General features: G+C 40.5%; 14 protein-coding genes. 10 read left to right on the forward strand and 4 right to left on the reverse strand.

The annotated features are described in order from the left end of the window. Nucleotides 1–18 precede the first annotated feature (18 nt). On the reverse strand, nucleotides 19–1041 hold the full coding sequence (locus tag R8P61_00475; GenBank protein MDW3645518.1) for an ATP-binding protein: 1023 nt from the start codon (nucleotides 1039–1041) through the stop codon (nucleotides 19–21). Nucleotides 1042–1352: 311 nt separating this feature from the next. Between R8P61_00475 and R8P61_00480 the strand changes: the two genes are divergently transcribed. Then, nucleotides 1353–3278, forward strand: a complete 1926-nt coding sequence (locus R8P61_00480; GenBank protein ID MDW3645519.1) for an ATP-binding protein — start codon at nucleotides 1353–1355, stop codon at nucleotides 3276–3278. Between the two features lie 8 nt (nucleotides 3279–3286). Here R8P61_00480 and R8P61_00485 read toward each other — a convergent pair whose 3' ends face one another. The 3 genes from R8P61_00485 to R8P61_00495 all read right to left on the reverse strand — a co-directional run bounded on the left by R8P61_00485 (nucleotide 3287) and on the right by R8P61_00495 (nucleotide 8470). After that, on the reverse strand, nucleotides 3287–4774 hold the full coding sequence (locus R8P61_00485; GenBank protein MDW3645520.1) for a hypothetical protein: 1488 nt from the start codon (nucleotides 4772–4774) through the stop codon (nucleotides 3287–3289). A gap of 163 nt (nucleotides 4775–4937) precedes the next feature. Next, on the reverse strand, nucleotides 4938–5237 hold the full coding sequence (locus R8P61_00490; GenBank protein MDW3645521.1) for a transposase: 300 nt from the start codon (nucleotides 5235–5237) through the stop codon (nucleotides 4938–4940). 221 nt (nucleotides 5238–5458) lie between these two features. Beyond that, nucleotides 5459–8470, reverse strand: coding sequence for an NACHT domain-containing protein (locus R8P61_00495; protein MDW3645522.1), 3012 nt, complete (start codon nucleotides 8468–8470; stop codon nucleotides 5459–5461). A 431-nt stretch (nucleotides 8471–8901) separates the two neighbouring features. Between R8P61_00495 and R8P61_00500 the strand changes: the two genes are divergently transcribed. From R8P61_00500 to R8P61_00540, 9 genes are all read left to right on the forward strand, one after another. Then, nucleotides 8902–10017, forward strand: a complete 1116-nt coding sequence (locus R8P61_00500) for a sterol desaturase family protein (protein MDW3645523.1) — start codon at nucleotides 8902–8904, stop codon at nucleotides 10015–10017. 25 nt (nucleotides 10018–10042) lie between these two features. Then, nucleotides 10043–11119 carry an isocitrate/isopropylmalate family dehydrogenase gene (locus tag R8P61_00505; protein ID MDW3645524.1) on the forward strand — a complete coding sequence of 359 codons (1077 nt, stop codon included), beginning with the start codon at nucleotides 10043–10045 and terminating at the stop codon, nucleotides 11117–11119. A gap of 10 nt (nucleotides 11120–11129) precedes the next feature. Continuing rightward, nucleotides 11130–11792: a cyclase family protein gene (locus R8P61_00510; protein MDW3645525.1), complete on the forward strand. Its 663-nt coding sequence runs from the start codon at nucleotides 11130–11132 to the stop codon at nucleotides 11790–11792. Next, nucleotides 11789–13183: a four-carbon acid sugar kinase family protein gene (locus R8P61_00515; GenBank protein ID MDW3645526.1), complete on the forward strand. Its 1395-nt coding sequence runs from the start codon at nucleotides 11789–11791 to the stop codon at nucleotides 13181–13183. Before R8P61_00510 ends, R8P61_00515 begins: the two co-directional genes overlap by 4 nt. Nucleotides 13184–13187: 4 nt before the next feature. After that, nucleotides 13188–14471, forward strand: coding sequence for an MFS transporter (locus tag R8P61_00520; protein MDW3645527.1), 1284 nt, complete (start codon nucleotides 13188–13190; stop codon nucleotides 14469–14471). A gap of 11 nt (nucleotides 14472–14482) precedes the next feature. Beyond that, a complete protein-coding gene (locus R8P61_00525) occupies nucleotides 14483–15529 on the forward strand; it encodes a Gfo/Idh/MocA family oxidoreductase (GenBank protein ID MDW3645528.1) in 1047 nt (348 codons plus the stop codon). A gap of 82 nt (nucleotides 15530–15611) precedes the next feature. Continuing rightward, nucleotides 15612–16412, forward strand: a complete 801-nt coding sequence (locus R8P61_00530) for a hypothetical protein (GenBank protein MDW3645529.1) — start codon at nucleotides 15612–15614, stop codon at nucleotides 16410–16412. Between the two features lie 2 nt (nucleotides 16413–16414). After that, nucleotides 16415–17491, forward strand: a complete 1077-nt coding sequence (locus R8P61_00535; protein MDW3645530.1) for a hypothetical protein — start codon at nucleotides 16415–16417, stop codon at nucleotides 17489–17491. 1 nt (nucleotide 17492) lies between these two features. Further along, nucleotides 17493–19205, forward strand: a complete 1713-nt coding sequence (locus R8P61_00540; protein MDW3645531.1) for an ABC transporter ATP-binding protein — start codon at nucleotides 17493–17495, stop codon at nucleotides 19203–19205.

A 19205-nucleotide genomic window follows, 5' to 3' on the forward strand; every position in this document is an offset into this window, starting at 1 on the left:
TATCTTGTAAAGATATTATTACTCTGCGTCTAAAGCCCTTTTCTCTTCTTGAATTAATTCATTCCAAATGGCGGTACTAATAATAGGGTGGGAAATACTTTTTTGGGATAAGATACTTCTCTTGATTGCCGTCACTAATGTTTTTTGGATACTATAATACGATAGATTTTGAGCACCCTCAATTATTTTATTAACAGTTTTTGAGGATTTGTCAAATTTGAAAATTCCATCTTTAAGAGTGAGTGAAATTAATTCTTTGATCCTTTTCGTATTAGGCAATTGAAACTCAATACTTAAGTCAAATCTACGCAAAAGAGCTTCATCTATCATTTTCTTCTGATTAGTCGCTGCAATGACAAGGCTGTCTTGAGGCAAATAATCAAATAATTGAAGAATTGTATTTACAACTCTTTTCATTTCTCCATGATCCTGGTCATAATCTCTTACTTTGCCAATAGAGTCAAACTCATCAAGAAATATTATACATTCTTCTGAAGATGATTTTCGAAAAATCTTTGCAAGATTTTTACTAGTCTCTCCAAGTTTAGAAGAGACTATTGCTCCCAGATTTACAACTACCATTAATTTTTCTAGCTCTCCTGCAATTACATAGGAAGTAAGTGTTTTTCCACATCCAGATGGCCCATGAAGAAGGATTTTATTAGAAATTGGTAAATCATGTTGTCTTAATAGGTCGATGTTTTGGTGTTCTTGGATAAGAAATTGTAACTTTTCTTTAATGTTATCTTCACAAACTAAATTGTTAAGTCGATAATCTGAGGTGAGTTTCTCTAAAATGAGATCTCCAAACTCTCTTTCATCAACCCTATTATAATATTCTTTCGTACCTACCTTGGTAATTCCGCTTATTTGTTGCTGACGCAACGATTCTTTTAGGATAGACTGAAGTTGGACCGCGAAATTGACCTTTTTCGTTTTCTTAGAATGCTCAATAAGTTTGTTTAAGACATCCATTAGTCTTTCTTGATCATTTTCCAGACCATATTTTGCAATGTCTTTTATATAATCAAATTGGCTCATTCTGGTATTAAAGTAAGGAAAAAAATAGAAAGTGCTTTTGTTTTGCTAAAAAAAATTGCAAAAATTAAACAACTTGTATTAAAACAAACATTGATTCTTTAATAATACGATTTGGTTCTGCTATCAACTAATAATTGTTCTCTAAGACAAGTTGGGAAATTGTTGGAGTAATTAAAATTACTTATTCGCGTAATAATTACCATCTAATCCTTTGCTCCAATTTATTTTTATACTCGTCCCACTTGCGCCTTTATCGGCATTGCCTCTTTGTGAATCTTTTTTCCGTAAATTTGTTCTCAATCAAAAACACCATGAAAATAAGATTACAAGGAAAATTTAGATCCCTATCTGATTTTGAAACTCCCGTGTTACCTAATCTTTGCATAATTACAGGGCTTAATGGATCTGGTAAATCACAACTATTAAGTTTACTGAATAATCTAAATGATCGACAGGAAAAGGAGGTCTTCTATGACGGTTATAACTTTAAGATTGAAATTATTTCTGACTCCTATGTTCCTGGTAAAATTGCCAATTTTCACTTCAATGGAATAAGCTTTAGTCATGATCCTTCATTTAGAGAAACCCCTGAGGCAATTAAACACAGAATTAGTTCGAATTTAAATACAATTCGATCAGGAAGCACTGGATATAAATACTCGAAAATAATTGAAAGTATTTCTAAGGCTTCTGGTAAGCCTCTAGACCAACTAACACAAAAGGATATTGTTGATTATGAAATTTCACCAAAAGACCTAATTGGAGATGAATTTTTTAGAGACCATATACACGAGGTTTTCTATTATTATTGCTGGATTAGAGAAGAAAATCAAGCAAAAAGTTACAGAAACGAAAAGTTTAGAACTTCCTTTGAGATTTTCTCAAATGAAGAATTCGATAAAAAGTACGAAGCACCTTGGATATTAATCAACAAGTTCTTGGAGAAGATCAAATCGCACTATCTGGTTGAAGGAATTTCTGTAGAAGAGTTTTATAAAGACAAAAACTTTATACCTAAACTCCGCCATAAAGAATCAAATGAGCTTATCCGATTTAACAGCCTATCATCTGGTGAAAGAGTTATGATGTCTTTGGCTGTAAGTCTATATAATTTTTATGTAAGTGGATCTCATACTTACCCTAGCATATTATTGTTAGACGAACCAGATGCGATGCTCCATCCCTCCTTAACCCGAGATTTTCTCGAAGTAATTCAGGAAGAAATTGTTAATAAGCGAAATATTAAAGTTTTCCTGACAACTCATTCCCCTTCGACAGTTGCTTTAGTAGATGAAAATTTTCTCTATGGGATGTCAGCAACTGGCAAAAGATTTTTTAAAACTACAAAAGATAAAGCATTGTCTTTATTAACCTCAGGCTTGAATACTTTAAGTATTGATTATGAAAATAGGAGACAGATTTTTGTAGAGAGCAAATATGACCAAGAGTTTTATGAGTTAATAGCTAGCAAAATAAAAGACCAACTCATTGAGGGCATTTCCCTGCATTTTATACCTTCTGGAATTGATAAGGTTCCTGTTTCAAACGAAGTGCCGGATGGCGATAGTAAACGTGTGCGTAATGTAGTAAAAGCGTTGTCTGAAGATGGCGGAAATAGAAATATTTTTGGGATAATTGATTGGGACGGTAAAAATAGCCCAAGCATGAATGTCTTTGTTAATGGAAATAGTATTAGATACAGTCTTGAAAACTATATATTTGATCCCATAATATTGTCTGCCTTTTTATTGGATCTGCAAATTCTGTCAAGAGATCAATTAGGTTTAAGCGATAAAGAGAATTATACAGATCTAAAAACCTTCTCTGATTTAAGATTGAAGGGAATTTCTGATTTTATTTGCGAAAAGATTAAAGCTAATATAAAACTTGAAAATTTAATTGGTGGCACAAGTACAGTGCAATACTTAAATGGTAGTAGGATTGAAGTGCCTAAATGGTACTTAGAATATCCTGCCCATGAATTAGAGAATTCCGTAATTGATACATTTCCAAAATTAAGGTCCGAGTTCGGCCAAAAGGTGAATATGCCTAATAAGCAGAAATGTCTTGACAGCGATAAAAACCAATCTTCAAAGAAAGAAATTGAGGCGAAATTTGAAAATAGACTTAAACAGCTAATTAAAAGGAAGATTGTCACCAAAACTTTTGACAATCTTCCTGGATTTATTCCTGTCGAAATCAAGGATCTACTCTTGGGTATTCAAAAAAAGAGCTGAAGCTTATTTTATTCAAAATTCAACCTCCTCCTCCTCTCTCTAACTCCCTCATTATACTTCTGAATCCTGCACTTCCTCGAACAAAACTTTGCCGATTTTCGCTTCATGATTGCCTGTTTCCCACAGTTCTGGCAAGTGATTTCATAGCCATGAATCTCCTTATTCTGCACAATAACTTTCTCAACTACCTTTTCAATGATATCGGGGTTTTTGGGTGCAGACGGGTCGTGTCTGCGTGTATGCGCATGCACTTTGTAGCCAATTTTTGAGGATTCCGGTTTTGATTTCGGAGGAGCTTGTCCAGGGATTTGTGTAGGCTCAATTCCCGTAATTTGAAAGTTTCGAGATTGAAGAAAAGCTCCCAATCGCTGAAGCTGAATCTCATAAGCTGTCTTATCTGAAGACGCTTCCAATGCTCCAAATTCAATTCCTTCGCGAGTTGACCTGGCTTTGTATACCCAACAGAATCTATGGCAAAGAATATTAAGAATCTCAGCCAAAACAATAAAGAATACCGCTATCCATGCATTGCCACCTGCGAGCTCGTCGTTTTTCATGAGTGCTGTAGAGAGTTGTGATTGTGTTTGGCGGTTTTGACGTTCGCGATTGTCTCGGGCTTTGCTGAGTTCATTCTGCATTTTGTCTGATAAGGCAATGGCTTCATTGTTGAGCCGATCTCTGAGGGTACGGTATTTCTTAGGATCATATCGCTTGATGGATTCCCGCTTTTGGTCGATGGAGGATTGGTAGTTTTGGACAATGCGGAGGGAGTCGCTGGTCCATGTGCTTTTAGTTGCCAATTGACTATTCTGAGCTCCGAGCTTTAAGTGCGCGGATTTGTCATTGATCTGATAGACCAGGAGGTATAATCCTAAACCACTTCCTACGATGGATAGGAGAGAAGTACCCACGGCCTGGTATAAAAGACTCGAACCTGCTTTCTCTTTTTTGACTTTGGCTTTGAAAAAGTCAGAGAGTGAACGGGTTTTGACGATCTCATTGAGAGATACCAGGCCTATGCACATAATGAGGCTAATGACTCCAATGATGCCATCTGTGAGGGTGATTCCTTCCTCTAAGATGCGGTTGATGTTGAAGGACAGGAATACTCTTAGAAACAGCAGGGTAATCCCTGAGAGGTAGGGGAAGAGCTGTTTAAAAGCATTGGAAAAAAGGAACTGCATGCTTTTTCGATCCCGGTAGGTTACGGGAGCGAGGTCTTCTTGAAAACCTTCGTAATCGTCTTTGCGATCTGCGAGGGTTTGGCTGTCTTCGTAAATGTCTGTTCCCAGATATTCACGGGTGGAACGATTGAAAAATGGAATGCCCAGCCTTGATTTAGATATTTGGGCGCCAATAAATCCTGGTAGACTCTTCTGATCTTGGGTCTTTGGAGAGGAAGTCTGAGATTCAAACCCTCTGCTTTCCAGATCCGATAGATCTTTTTGTGATTCCAGCCATATCCCAGATTTCTTAGGTAATGGAAAACCATCCAAAATCCCCAGGCGATGAATCTATTTGTTATCTGATGTAAAAGATCGGCTATGTACTGATCCACTTCTTCAGGCCGGTGGCCTTGTTTGCGACGATAGTAGGTCTGACGCCGAAAGCTCAGAACAACACACTTACGCCGGACACTTCGATCCGGCTTAATCTGATCTACCATTTCTTCCCTTTGTCCCGGGCCGAAATCTTTTTTGCGTATTCGTAGCCTTCTTGCAAAATCTCATGATCGATCTTCAGCTCTGCATACATTTTCTTGAGCCTAGCATTCTCTTGTTCTAGCTGTTTGATCCGGCGTTTGTCCTCATCCTGTTCTATGGCCAGGTCTTTTTTCCATTTGTAGAAAGTAGCTGGGCTAATCTGATGGACGCGGCAGATTTCGTCCACGCTTTGACCAGCATCGTGTTTGGCCAGAATGGCCATCCGTTGGGTCTCTGTGAATTTGCTCTTTTTCATCACTGCTTTTGTTGAATGTAAAAATTATCCATGATTTTTTCTACTTTTCAACGGGTGCTCCGTTTGGGAAGAGGACAATGCTGCTCGTCCTGAAAACCTTTGGAATTTTGTTATGTTTAAACTTCCTGATCTTAAAGAAACAGTTCATGGGTTATTGGAAAGTAAATGATTGGTATTTAAGAATTTCTCTACTTAGAATTTCTAACAATATCAACCTATCTTTATTTTGCCCAATACTTCTTTAAGGGGAGGAAACCAGAAACAGTTATACGTTTTTCAAGCAACATCTGTATATGATCATAATTCAACCTATCCTTGCCAGGATCAACATAGTTAAGTTTTTTAAGTTTTAATAAAGGAGTAAGGTCAATGTCAGATGTATTTCCAAGGTAAATTGTCTCTAATTCTTGGAGGTTTGAAAGAGGGGAGAGATCCTTTACGGAAGAGTATACAAGATGTAATTCTTTTAATTGTTTCAACTCTGAAAGAGGAGATAGATCCTCTACCTCAATGGAATTAAGATTTAAATATTCAAGGTGTATAAGTCCAGAAAGGGGGGAAAGATCTCTTAATCGATAGAGGTAGGCATCTAAACTTGGTTCAAGTTCTAAGTGCCTTAAATTCTTAAGCTTAGAAAGGGTTGAAAAATTTTTTACTTTTGTATTATACAGGTTAAGGTATTGTAATTGTTCCATCTTTGAGAGGAAAGAAAGATCTATATATACATCATCTACTAATGTTATTGTGACCCCTGAACCCTGCTTTCTTGTTTTCTTGTCTGCATCTAAAAAGCGAATATCTAAATGTTTAAGGTTATATAACTCTGATAAAGGGGAAATATCTAATACTTCTGTAAAAGATAGGTCTAATGATTCCAAATTTTGAAGATTTGAAATAGGAGAGATATCAAGCGTAAATTCGTGCGCAGCTCGCCTCAGGTCAAGGAGTTTTAATCCATTAAGTTCGCCTAATTTGGTCAGATCAAAAATTGGTGGCCGAATCACATTACTGTATCCACCTCGAGTGTAATGTTTCGCTTTTGCCCACTTCTCAGCTAGGTCCCAATTTTTAGGCTCCTTAAATAAGGGATAAAATTCTCCACCTTCAATATCTATCCCTTCAATCTCAGCGTCAAGAATACTCCTATTTACTCTTGCATTAGTAATGGTAGCGTGCTTAAGATTGCATTTTCTTAAATCCGCAAAGATAAAATCAACATTTGGAAGATAAGCGTGTGATAGGTCTTCTCCAGCGAGGATATCAGGATCCATCTTTAGTAGGATATTTGCTGCATTGCTTCCCATCCATTTATATTTATCCTTCTTATTACTCTCTTTTATAAGCTCGAGGAGCTTGCCTTTTTGGGGATTCAATCCTCTAATAAAAACATTAAGTTCTTCTGTTAATTTAGTCCTAGAAAAATAGTCTAATTCTTTATTATTGATCTCCTTTACAAATTTTCTAGCAGTAAGGTAATCTCTGAAAGATTTATGTGAGATCCTGAAACGCTCATTGCCTTCATTTATCAAAAACGAAAAGGTTAAAAATTCATTTAGGTATTTTTGATATTCCCACTCTCTTTTTATGTCAAAATAAGATTTTAATTCTAACTCATCTTCTAGTAGTGGCACTTCAAAATAAAGTGTATCGTTCATATGCATCCAAGCGGAAAGTTTCTCAAGAATTTCTATTCGTTCGCCTTGGGAAATTTTAAACGGGATTTCCGTATCTTTTCTATCAAGTTCAGAAGTGATTGCCTCCTCATATAAATCGGTTGCCTTTATAGATTCCTGGTCTTTCTTGTTTTTAATGGCGCCTTCTAAATGATCAATAATAATCTGTAGTAAAACAGGGCGGGAGGCCAAATCTTTTAATCCTGGTATCTTTTGTATTTGTCTCCATCTTTCTTCTGGATTCTTATCATGACTTTTTAAATACTGCCTGATTTGTTTATCATTAAAACTATTCAAATGAAGAAAGGGTAAATCTTTTTCTTGTTCCACTAAGAAGGTGTTCCAACGTTCTTTATCCGATGAAAAATATTCTTGTCTTACAGTCAAAATTATTTTTGACTTTGAATGGCTACTAATTAATCCCTTTATTTTAAGATAATTAGTACGTTTTTTACTACTATCAATCTCTTGGGTCATTTCATCAAATCCATCTAGAATAAGCAAAAACTCTCCAGAATTAAGTTTCTCTTTAAACCGATCCAAACTGAGATCTTTGATAGCTTTATTGTTAAGCTGTTTAAGTATAAATCCGTCCATACTTTCCTCAAAGTCCCTCAGAGTGAAATAAAATGGAATCGGCTGCTTATAACATTGAAATATTTGGTTCTCTCTATCTATCTCTAGATGATTATGAGCTAATTGATGGGTCAAATATTCAGAAAAAGTGGTTTTACCTGTTCCATATTCTCCTAAAATTACAAGGATATTCTCCTCAGAATTATCTATCCAATTTGACACAAAACTATCAATGGGCTCATATATTTTTTTTTCAAATGGTTTGAGATCGTTTTCTGATACCTCTTTGCTAAGGGCCTTTTGCTTTGTTATTTTTTCAAAGTCCTTATATTTCCTTTTATGTCCGGCAATAGGGATATAATGATCAGTATCTATGTATTTCTCTTGAAATCTCTCGCGCGAATATGCGAGTTGTTCCTGAATTTGATAGTCGAACGTATTTTTTCTATTCTGGTCTAATAAATCAGCTATCTGTTTATTTTGCCGCGTAAGTTCATTATATAATTTAAGCATACCTGGACTCAGGCTATTGTCTACCTTTTCTTGGAACTTAATAGTAAAAGATTCTATAAGCTTTTTTAGAGCCTCCTCATTATGATATTTAAATGGTATTCCTCCAAACCGTTCATTACTTGTTGTAAAATGGATAAACAACCAGTTAGTAAACTGCTCTTGATCAAATTGAGTATTTCCTTCATGTTGAGCGAGCCTATAGTTCCTTTCAAAAAACAATCTGACATCTTTATCCGCAAATAATAACATGATCTTTGGTTCTTCCCACATGATATCCATATCTAACAAGCTATGGATATAAACTGAATCAAATGATTCTTTATTCATCTCAACTGGTAAACCAAGTTTTTGTATAAACTTCACAAACCTTATCTGCTTACTGGCAGCTTTAAATGTTTTGGATATGACAAAATCAATCAGAGAACCTGTTATCTCTGGCCATAGCGGTTCAAAAGCTTTTGAAATACTCATCTATTAAGGTTTTGTTGAAATATACAAAACTGGTCGAATAGCTGAGGTGTGAGTAGTCTTAAACTTAAAACGAACTCTCAATAAAATTTCCTCGATTCCCCATAGAATCTTAATTTGTCTCCAACCCGGAGACAAACTCCAAATTCAGAGACAAAACTACCCCTGACTATCAGTGATTTAGCAAATATGTTGGAATTCCCCCCTGCGCCACTCTAAGCCACAGAATATTGACAGCAATATTTTGTGGCTTATTTCATTTCAGTGCCCTCCCTCACCCCCTCCAAAATCATACGTATCAGGAAAATGGACATATGGACAAGATCGAACTATCGATTTTGGCTAATATGCATTTGAGGCTTTGGACGAAAAATTAGCTCCTCAACGCTATACGTCCATTCCTCAGGTTCTGTAGCTTTCTTAATACTAAACTCATGCAAGAAAAAGAACCCATATCTAAATTGATCATAAAGGACAATCCCTGGTGGAAACCCCTCTATTTATTTCTCGAAAAAGTATTCCTGCCCCTGGAGTGGTTTGGCTTTTATGTAATCATGCGCCCCTTCAATTGGCTATTGGAACAACTGGATCCATTGAGCCATAAACTGGACGGCACCCAACTCAAAAGGGTTTTGCAGCTAGTCATTTACCCGCTCTTTATCGTCATCACAATTATCGTCGGTTTTAAGCTGGTAGAAAATGGATTTACCTTTCGGAGTTTTCTTGGGACCATCATCCTCTACCTCATTTTGGGGGCGATCTTTGCTCCCCTCGAACGCCTGATTCCTTTTAGCAGAAAGTGGCTGGCAAGTGAAGATGCATCTACGGATGTGATGTTGTTTTTTGGCGGGAAGTTTTGGGGAGATTACATCAATCAGCCCTTGAAGTTGGCTACCATAGCCCTTGTCGTTCAGGAGATTTCACCGGAAATAGGTCGGGACATCTGGCCCAGTTTTCTAAATCCTATAGTCCAGGTATTTCTATTGCTGAGTGTAAAGGATTTTTTTCGATACTGGTATCACAGATGGATGCATGAAAATGAATTTATGTGGCGCTGGCATGCCGTTCACCATTCTTCCGAACGATTGTATTGGTTCAATGGGACAAGATCGCATCCCCTCGAATGGCTGGTGTCCAGTTTTATCTGGGCCTTACCGCTCGCCTTTATTAAGGCGCCGGTTGAGATCGTTTTTGTAACCGGATTATTGGGCCGAACCATCGGACGTTTTCAACATACCAATATGGACCTCATCCTCGGGCCTTTGGATTACATTTTCTCTTCGCCCAAAAACCATCGCTACCATCACTCCCGCATACTCGAAGAAGGAAATTCAAATTATGGAGGGGATGTCATATTTTGGGATTTACTTTTTGGTACCTTTCATCTACCAAAAGGCGAAGAACCCAGCGATGATATTGGCCTGGCCGACATGCCCAATTATCCGCAGAGTTTCGTGGGATTGATGTTCGCTCCTTTTATTCATGGCAGCTTGAAACGGGAGGCAGAGGAGATACATTTACAAAAGGCAGCAGGACCACAGGAACCATAAACAAATACTTAAGCTTATATTTTCTATGTCAAAATCTTATCGTATTGCAGTAGTAAACGGGGACGGAATCGGAGAGGAGATTGTTCCGGTTAGCCTGGAGGTGCTACAGGATGTGGCGGCCACCTACGGCTTCGAATTATCATTTGAGTCCTTCCCATGGGGAGCTGGCCATTACCTCAAGCATGGCCAGTTTATGCCCGATGATGGCTTGGATACCCTGGCTAACTTTGACGCCATTTATTTTGGAGCAGTTGGATTAAAGGAAGTAGATGATACTTTGCCTGCTATGCTGTATACCTTCAAAGTAAGGACCCACTTTCAGCAATATGTAAACTATCGCCCGGCCAAATTACTGCCCGGCATCAAAAGTCCCCTGAGGTATAAAGGAGAAGAGGACATCGATTTTGTAGTGATCCGGGAAAATAATGAAGGAGAGTTTGTCCAAAATGGGAAGATTATCGATCCCGATAGCCCCTATGGACTTGCCACAGATACCAGTGTATTTACCCGTCGAGGCATAGAAAGGATTGCACATTATGCCTTTAAACTGGCGATGAGGAGAAGGAAAAGTCTTACCAATGTCACCAAGTCAAATACCCTGATACATAGCCTTGCTTATTGGGACCAGGTGATCGAAGAAGTTTCACAACAATACCCCGAAGTCAGCTACCAGAAAATGTATGTGGACAATGCCTCCGCTAACTTTATCCTGCATCCGGAATACTTTGATGTCATTCTTACAACAAATATGATTGGGGATATTCTCAGTGATCTGGGAGGAGCAGTAATGGGTAGCCTGGGCTTGGGACCCAGCGGAAATATCAATCCGGAAAAGGATTTTCCCAGCATGTTTGAACCTATTCATGGCTCTGCTCCGGACATTGCCGGTAAAGGGATTGCAAATCCCATTGGTCAAATTTGGTCAGGAGCTTTGATGTTGGAGCATTTAGGGGAAAGTCAGGCTGCGGCTGCGATTGTAGAGGCTATTTCGGAAACTACAAAAGCGGGATTACTGACACCAGATCTCGGAGGAAGAGCTACAACATCTGAAGTCGCTGCTTCCATTCGCCAGAAACTAAAACAGGCCAAAGCCATTAGCTAAATATCGTCCTATGGATCCTTTCCAAAATTATCGGATCATAGATCTGACAAGGACCCTGGCTTCTGATCAACCAGGGGTCGACTTTGAGCAATCTCGAACCGTGGAGAGAGACGGCTGGAATGCACGAACCCTCCATTTATATTCTCATACCGGTACCCACATGGATGCCCCTCTTCATTTTGGAGTGAATGAGCAAAGCATAGAGGAATTTCCTCCCAATAGATTGATGGGGAAGACCTGGATTGCGAAGCTGGATAAAGTGGAAAGTCATCAATTGCTGCGACCTTCAGATTTGGGAGGAATAGGGGATAAAATAAAAGCGGGAGACAACCTTATCCTTCAAACGGGATGGAGCAAGAAGGAAGATTATCAGGTATTCCGAGATGAACTTCCAAGAATTAGCAAAGAACTGGCTCAGTGGATCGTCGAAAAGGGAATCAATCTGCTGGGGGTTGAACCTCCTTCTGTGGCCGATGTGAATAATCTGGAAGAGGTTACGGAAATTCATCATATCCTGATGAAAGGCGATGTGATCATTGTAGAAGGCCTGGTGAATCTGGACCAAATACAATCCGAGATGGTTTACCTCATGGCTTTGCCCTTAAAATTAGAGAATGGGGATGGCTCCCCCATACGTGCGCTTGCATTCGAAGCCCTAAACGAATCCCCATGAATGAGATAATTTCTGTACGTGATTTTGAAGCGCAGATTCCTGTTTTGCCTGAAGATGATTTGCGAGAGGCAATCCAAGAGCGAATGAGACAAAGGGATTGTTCGGTCATTGTGCTGGATGATGATCCAACCGGTACCCAAACGGTACATGGGATTTCTGTGCTTACAGAATGGTCAACGAAAGTCATTCAAAAAGAACTGGAGGCAAAGACTCCTTTGTTTTTTATCATGACAAATTCGCGGAGTTTGCTTCCTCAAAAAGCGAAAGAACTTGCGATCGAAATTGGTCAAAACATCGGGGAAGCTTCCAGGAAGACCGGACGAGATACAATCATTATCAGTCGAAGCGATAGCACCCTGCGAGGACATTATCCAATTGAAGTGGAAGGTCTGCTGCAGGCATCAGGCGAATTGGATACCATTAGATTTATCATACCTGTATTTTTCGAAGGAGGCAGAATTACGTTTCAGGATGTCCATTATGTTCGGGAGAAAGAGCATATGATTCCGGCTGCCCAGACTCCTTATGCAAAGGATCCCGTTTTTGGCTATTCTTCTTCCGATCTCAAATACTACGTAGAAGAAAAAACGAAAGGAACCCTAAAGGCTTCTGAGGTATTTTCACTATCGATCCAAGAATTAAGGAATAGTTCTGAAGAAGAACTAGTGGGAAAATTGAGCGCTTTACCTGCGGCTACAACTTGCATTATTAATGCCGCTCATCCCTACGATTTGCAACGCTTTATTATCGCTCTCCTTGATTCCAAACGGGCTGCTATTTGTCGAACTGCAGCTTCTTTTGTTAGTGCCATGGCAGCTCTGCCCGATAAGGAATTGCTCAGGGCTTCAGATTGGAAAAGAAAGGAATCTTCGGGTAAACTGATTCTTTTGGGTTCCCATGTTCCTAAATCGACCGCACAGGTACTCAATCTGCTTTCTCATGATGCCTTACACAGCTTTGAGTTGAATCTGGAAGAACTCTTATTTTCGGATACGGCAGATGAGCAGTTGAAAAAGATTATCAAAGAAATGAATGCCTTACTTCAGGAGGATGCGTCGGTTTTGGTGTATACCCAACGGAAATTGATCACTGCGGCTAGTGATGCGGAGAACCTGCATATAGCTGAAAGAGTTTCGGATTTGCTCTGCCAAATTGCTGCTGGTCTGGAAAAAGCCCCTCATTTCATTGTGGCCAAAGGAGGCATCACTTCCAGCGATATCGCAACCAAAAGTCTCAATATAAAAAAGGCCCTGGTTATGGGGCAGGTTTTTCCCGGAGTTCCTGTATGGCGAGCGGGACCGGAAAGTAAATTTCCCGATATGCCCTATGTAGTTTTTCCGGGCAATGTCGGAGAAGAGGATACCCTCAGTAAATTGATTTTTTCAAGCTAAAAACATGTCTACTACTACTCAAACTAAATCCGGAATTGTACCGGGTCGATATATCGTCTCTTTGGGGATGTTCTTATTGGCTTTATTGCTGTACATCGATCGGGTGTGTATCTCTGTGGCCAAAGATCCCATTGCAGAAACTTTGCAACTTTCAGATAAGGCCATGGGCTGGGTACTTTCCACTTTTGCGCTTGGTTATGCCTTGTTTCAGGTGCCGGGTGGAATGATGGCGGATAAATGGGGACCGCGAAAAGTCCTGGCTGGCATAGTGTCTTTCTGGTCCTTGCTTACCGCACTGACGGGAGCAGCCTGGAATTTCATTTCCCTTCTGCTTTTTCGCTTCTTTTTCGGGGCAGGAGAAGCGGGTGCCTTCCCCGGACTTTCGAGAGCTATTTATTCCTGGATACCCCTCAAAGAAAGAGGCATCATTACCGGTATCAATTTTTCTGGTTCTCGTTTGGGGGCGGCTTTTGCTTTACCGCTGGTTGCCTGGTTGATAGATACTGTAGGTTGGCGACTTAGCTTTGCTTTTCTGGGAGGTATTGGGGTAATATGGGCCTCCTTATGGTACCTGGCCTTCCGGGATGATCCACAGGAACATTCTTTGATTTCTGAAAAGGAAAAAGACTTTATTGTAGAAAATCGACAAGAGCAAACAAAAAAAACAGAAGAGGCTAAACTCTCTTTTGGAAAAGTATTGCAAAGCACAAATGTCTGGTACACCATGCTGCAGTATTTCTGCAGCAATTTTACCTTCTTCTTCGCCCTGACCTGGTTGTTTCCTCATCTCAAATCGACTTATAATCTGGAAGCGGTAGAGGCCGGTTGGTATGCTTCTGCTCCTTTAGTTATGGGAGCAGTTGGAAACTGGTTTGCGGGCTGGTGGGTAGATGATCTCTATAAAAAAGGCAAGTGGAATCTTTCTCGACGACTGCCTGCAATTATCGGATTTGCCTGTGCAGCAATTGGTTTGCTCGGAAGTGTATTTCAGGAAAGTCCCTTTGGTGCGGTTCTGTTTTTAAGTCTGGCAATATTTGGGGCAGATATGACGCTGCCTCCTTCCTGGTCGCTTTGTGTGGATATTGGTAAACGAAATGCAGGAATGGTATCCGGCACCATGAATATGGCTGGCAATATTGGCTCCTTTATCACGGCACTTGCTTTTCCTTATTTAGCGGCCTGGACAGGAAGCTATACCGGCTTCTTTTATGTAGGGGCTAGCTTAAATATTCTGGCCATCTTTCTTTGGATGCAGATTAAAGCTGATAAGCCTCTTTTGAGTACCTAAGATCTCTAATTATGTCTGAGAAAGTCCTGAAAGTAGTTTGTGTTGGTGCCGGATATTTTGCGGACTTCCATTTGGAGGCCTGGAAGCGAATGCCAGGTGTCGAACTAGTGGCGATATGTGATTTGGACGCACAAAAGAGTGCTGCATTCGCCCAAAAATACCAGATTCCCAATAACTACACAGATTACCGGGAGATGATCCAAAAAGAGAAAGCCGATCTGATCGATGTCATTACCCCTCCTGCCAGCCATCTTGAAATCTGTACCTATGCTGCCTCTCAGGGACTTCATATCATTTGTCAAAAACCCTTAGCTCCTACTTATCAAGAGGCAATAGAATTGGTCGAAACGGTTCAAAGCTATGATGTACGCTTTATGGTGCATGAGAATTTTCGTTTTCAACCCTGGTTTCGCTTGATGAAAGAAAAACTCGATCAGGGAGTATTAGGAGATCGACTACATCAAATCAATTTTCGTTTCAGAACGGGCGATGGTTGGCAGGAAGATGCTTACATGAATCGTCAGCCCTACTTTCGCCAAATGCCCCGCTTGCTTATGTTCGAAACTGGCGTGCACTACATCGATACCTTCCGATTTTTAGGGGGCGAAATTTCGGCTGTTTACGCTCAATTGGATCGCTGGAATTCCAATATCGCCGGAGAAGATGCAGGTTTGATTATGTTTGAGTTTGAACAGGGAGGTAGAGCCATCTGGGATGCCAATCGATACAATGAATCTCAGGCAGAAGATCCTCGTTTTACCTTTGGAACTTGTTGGCTAGAGGGGAACAAGGGAGCCTTGCATTTAGGGACAGATGGAAAAATTGCTCACCATCCGCTGGGTGAAAATTCGACAGAAATCCCCTACAAACTGGAAAAGAAAAACTTCTCCGGAGACTGTGTGTATGCTACTCAAAAACACTTCATTGATGCACTACATGCAAATAAAGCCTTTGAAACCTCGGGCCAGGACTACCTGAAAACCCTGAGGATTCTGGAAGCGGTTTACGAAAGTGCCAAACGAAAGCAAAGAATTGAAATTTCTGCTTTTAGTTCATAAAGAAATTCCCCTCCAAAAGATTTTTTTTAGCAGGGGGGTGGGGTAAAACCCTTCCTACCTATTTCCTCATCAAATCATCAGAATGAGGAAAGCAATCACCTTTATTTTTTACCTGCTTATTGTTGTCTCGCTTGGGGCGCAGGATCTTAGCCAGGATTTTAAAAATTGGTATCTCTTCAGTACCAATCTGCGCTTCAGTAAGACAAGTTCGGTCACGATTGGCCATTTGTCATCCTTTGATGTCGAGGGCTATCAACACAAGTTTATCCAAAATCGGATCAGCTACAACCAAAAATTTGGGAATCAGTGGTCAGGAAGTATGGCTTTTTCGCATAGCCTGATCAAAAGGAGCTCTGAGAATCTTCCTTACCATCGTGCAGATGTTCAAATCAATCATCGGCTCAAATGGGATCACTGGCGAATGACCAATAGCCTGAGACTGGAAAAGTACTTCCCTCAACTTTCCAAATTTGGGGCACGAGCTGTTCTCTCTAACAAATTTCAATACTACAACAGAAAATGGCCTCTGCGTATCTCGCCCTTTGTCAGGAACCAGCTTTTCTATTATCAGGGAGGAGAAGAGATCCGATATTTTCTGGATGAGGGAGAAATCGGTGGAGAAGATGGATTTGAAGAGGAGAATTTCGTGGAAAGTTCACCCAATGGATGGCATCGATATCGATTCTCACTGGGAGCTAGGATGCGCTTGAGATCGAATTTATACCTGACTCTCTTTTACACCCTACAAAAAGAATTTAATACCGGACTCGGAGAGTTCAAGCAACTACATGTTCCCAATGAAGCGGGAACTTCAACCAGACTTTCATTCAACAATTATTCATTGCTGGGCCTGAGCCTCGCTTATACTATCAAATTATATTAGAGATGATAAACAACACAGAAATTAAAAAAGCAATAATCTGTAAATCCGTTAAGAACTTTAAGATCAGTACAGCGGGTATCAATCACTACATCCCTAAAGCTGGAGACGTTGCCATCTTTGAAGTCTTAAGCATAGGTAAACACAAAGCCATACAAGGTGCCAGCGGAAAGAATAGTTACATCTTCCCCGGGGATACCATCATGGCCACCTTCGGCAATCGCTATGCGACCAATCAATTTGAAGGCTATGTACCGACGCAGGTGGAAGAGCAATACCAGATTTTAGGACAAGGAGGTTGTATCGGCGTGCTCAAAAGTACCCATGCGAAATTCGATAAAATTGGTGCGACGGAGTTGAAATTGCTGGGCTATGCAGTGGATGAAACAGGAGGAATTATCAATACCAAATACCTTACAGAAAAACCCTTGCCCTTTAAGCCAGAAAAGAAGCGTGATTATGAAGTGATCCTCTCAGTGGGTTCCAGTATGGACAGTGGGAAAACCACTTCTGCGGCCTATTTGTGTAGAGGAATCAATAAGGCTGGAAAAACAGTAGGCTTTATCAAGTTGACAGGTACCGTCTATTCTCGGGACAAGCGATTTGTAAAAGATTGTGGGGCACATACAGCCCTCGATTTTTCCAACCTCGGCTTTCCGTCCACATATATGTCGCCCCTGGCCGAAATCCTGGATATCTACGAGACTCTTTTGGCAAAACTGGAAGAGATCAATCCGGATTATGTGGTAGTGGAAATCGCAGATGGTTTACTGCAGCGCGAGACCAAAATGCTCCTGCACAATCCTGCTTTTATGTCCACCGTAAATCATATCATGCTGAGTTGCGGAGATAGTTTGGGCGTCTTGAGCGGACTTTCTTTCCTCGAAAACATCAACAGAACTCCATTCGCCATTTCCGGCCTTATCAATGTCAGTCCTTTGCTGGTGGATGAGTGTAAAAGAAGTACGAGCATTCCGGTACTCGATCTGAAAGACCTGGAATGTCCTCAGGTGGTCAATCGGCTCCCGAAAAAGAAAGTGATGAAAAATGGCGTGCCTGCATTGATCCAGAAAATTGCCTGATATGAAGCAATGGATCTTATTGGGGCCTTTTTTCAAAAGGCATAGAAGTAAACTATCAGTACTTAGTTTGGTGGGCATACTTTCGGGTATGTCTGCCATATTTCTTCCTGTCAGTATCGGGAAGTATTATACCCTGATGTTTGACTTCGAAAGTAAGCGTTCTGCCTTCCTCGACTTTCTGCCGGATTCCTTTTTTAACTCAGTACCAAATTTTCTGCTCTTCTTCTCGATCTTGATTGCCATCCATATGCTCCTGGCTTATGCAAGGCGATATTTGATGGCTTCGATGGGGGAAAGACTCACCTATGAACTCAGAAATCAATTGTTCGCACACCAATTGCGATTGGAGACTCGGATTTATGAGGAAAAGGGCATAGGAAAATACTTGCTGAGGTATAGTGGAGATCTGAAGAGCATCCAGAATTATCTGACCAAAGGAATCATCGGATTCGGTATCGATATCTTCATGATCTTACTTTTCCTTTGGGTGCTTTCTCGTATCTCTCATTCTCTTACGCTGATCTCCTTTTTCGCGATTCTGTTCATGCTCTTTCCTCTTTCGGTCCTGAATTACAAATTGCAGGACATCTCTGAGCAGAGGCGTAATCAGAAGTCAAGTTTGTTGGCATTTGTCAGCCAACGATTACAAGCCATTATTACGATCAAGGCCTTCAATCGTGAACGACCAGAATGGGAGCGCTACCTTAAGCGTTCAAGTAAAAATTATCAGACAAACCTCCAGTTTCATCGTTTATCCAGCCTCATTTTCATCCTGGTGCCGGGCCTTTTATATGTCATGATCGCAGTAATTATGTATTCCATCTATTGGCAGAAATCGAATGGAATCGAAATAGACCAGGCTGCTCTTTTATCGGCTTTTTTGCTGATCATAACTATGCTTCCGGTCATGAGGCGTTGCTTGCGGATTATGGTATGCTGGAAGTTGGGCCTTATTTCCATTAGAAAACTTCAGCGCGTATTGGATCTTCCTATTGAACAAGGAAATTTTCAAGACGAATTGATCCTGGGCGAGGGGAATATAAAGTTGGATCAGCTCTCTTTCGGTTCGGCAAATCAACGAGTGTTTCAGAATCTATCTGCAGAATGGGCACATCAGGGATTACATCTGGTAACGGGTGGGACCGGTTCCGGCAAATCCCTTCTGATCAAAATCCTTCTGGGGATTTATGCAGAATATGAAGGCGATATATTCATAGATGAACAAAACATCCGACAAAGCGATGTCAAAAGCCTCAGAAAAATGTTGACGGTCATTTCAGCAGATTATCCTTTGTTGGGGAAAACAGTTTTCGAAGCGATCTCATACAGTCGTAAGCCAAGTAAAAGAAAAGGGGCGGGTCTCATGCTGGATCGGATACAGCAAGGCTTAGCTGAAAATGCAAAATTGAGTCTGGATGATCGGATCGGAAGTCAGGGGCATGGACTGTCGAAAGGGCAGGAGCGTATCCTTTTGTTTACCCGAGCATTGCTCACTCGTAAGCCTATCTTGCTGCTAGATGAGCCTTTCAGTTCAATAGAGCCTCACATTCAGCAACACCTTCTGAAATTGATCAAACGATTGAGAAAAAAGCGTACCATTATCCTCTTTCTTAAACAGAATGATCTACCCAAACTTAGCTTCGACTCAGTACTGGATTTGGATTCTTTTCAAGCCGAAGTCCATCAGGCGGTCATGAAAAAATTGGGGAGCTAG

It is taken from the genome of Bacteroidia bacterium, assembly GCA_033391075.1.
GTDB lineage: Bacteria > Bacteroidota > Bacteroidia > J057 > J057 > JAWPMV01.

Bases quoted from the DNA above. Each gene is read 5' to 3' on its own strand.
- R8P61_00475 (MDW3645518.1), bottom strand. From the start codon at position 1,041: ATGAGCCAATTTGATTATATAAAAGACATTGCAAAATATGGTCTGGAA.
- R8P61_00480 (MDW3645519.1), top strand. From the start codon at position 1,353: ATGAAAATAAGATTACAAGGAAAATTTAGATCCCTATCTGATTTTGAA.
- R8P61_00490 (MDW3645521.1), bottom strand. From the start codon at position 5,237: ATGAAAAAGAGCAAATTCACAGAGACCCAACGGATGGCCATTCTGGCC.
- R8P61_00495 (MDW3645522.1), bottom strand. From the start codon at position 8,470: ATGAGTATTTCAAAAGCTTTTGAACCGCTATGGCCAGAGATAACAGGT.
- R8P61_00500 (MDW3645523.1), top strand. From the start codon at position 8,902: ATGCAAGAAAAAGAACCCATATCTAAATTGATCATAAAGGACAATCCC.
- R8P61_00505 (MDW3645524.1), top strand. From the start codon at position 10,043: ATGTCAAAATCTTATCGTATTGCAGTAGTAAACGGGGACGGAATCGGA.
- R8P61_00510 (MDW3645525.1), top strand. From the start codon at position 11,130: ATGGATCCTTTCCAAAATTATCGGATCATAGATCTGACAAGGACCCTG.
- R8P61_00515 (MDW3645526.1), top strand. From the start codon at position 11,789: ATGAATGAGATAATTTCTGTACGTGATTTTGAAGCGCAGATTCCTGTT.
- R8P61_00520 (MDW3645527.1), top strand. From the start codon at position 13,188: ATGTCTACTACTACTCAAACTAAATCCGGAATTGTACCGGGTCGATAT.
- R8P61_00525 (MDW3645528.1), top strand. From the start codon at position 14,483: ATGTCTGAGAAAGTCCTGAAAGTAGTTTGTGTTGGTGCCGGATATTTT.
- R8P61_00530 (MDW3645529.1), top strand. From the start codon at position 15,612: ATGAGGAAAGCAATCACCTTTATTTTTTACCTGCTTATTGTTGTCTCG.
- R8P61_00535 (MDW3645530.1), top strand. From the start codon at position 16,415: ATGATAAACAACACAGAAATTAAAAAAGCAATAATCTGTAAATCCGTT.
- R8P61_00540 (MDW3645531.1), top strand. From the start codon at position 17,493: ATGAAGCAATGGATCTTATTGGGGCCTTTTTTCAAAAGGCATAGAAGT.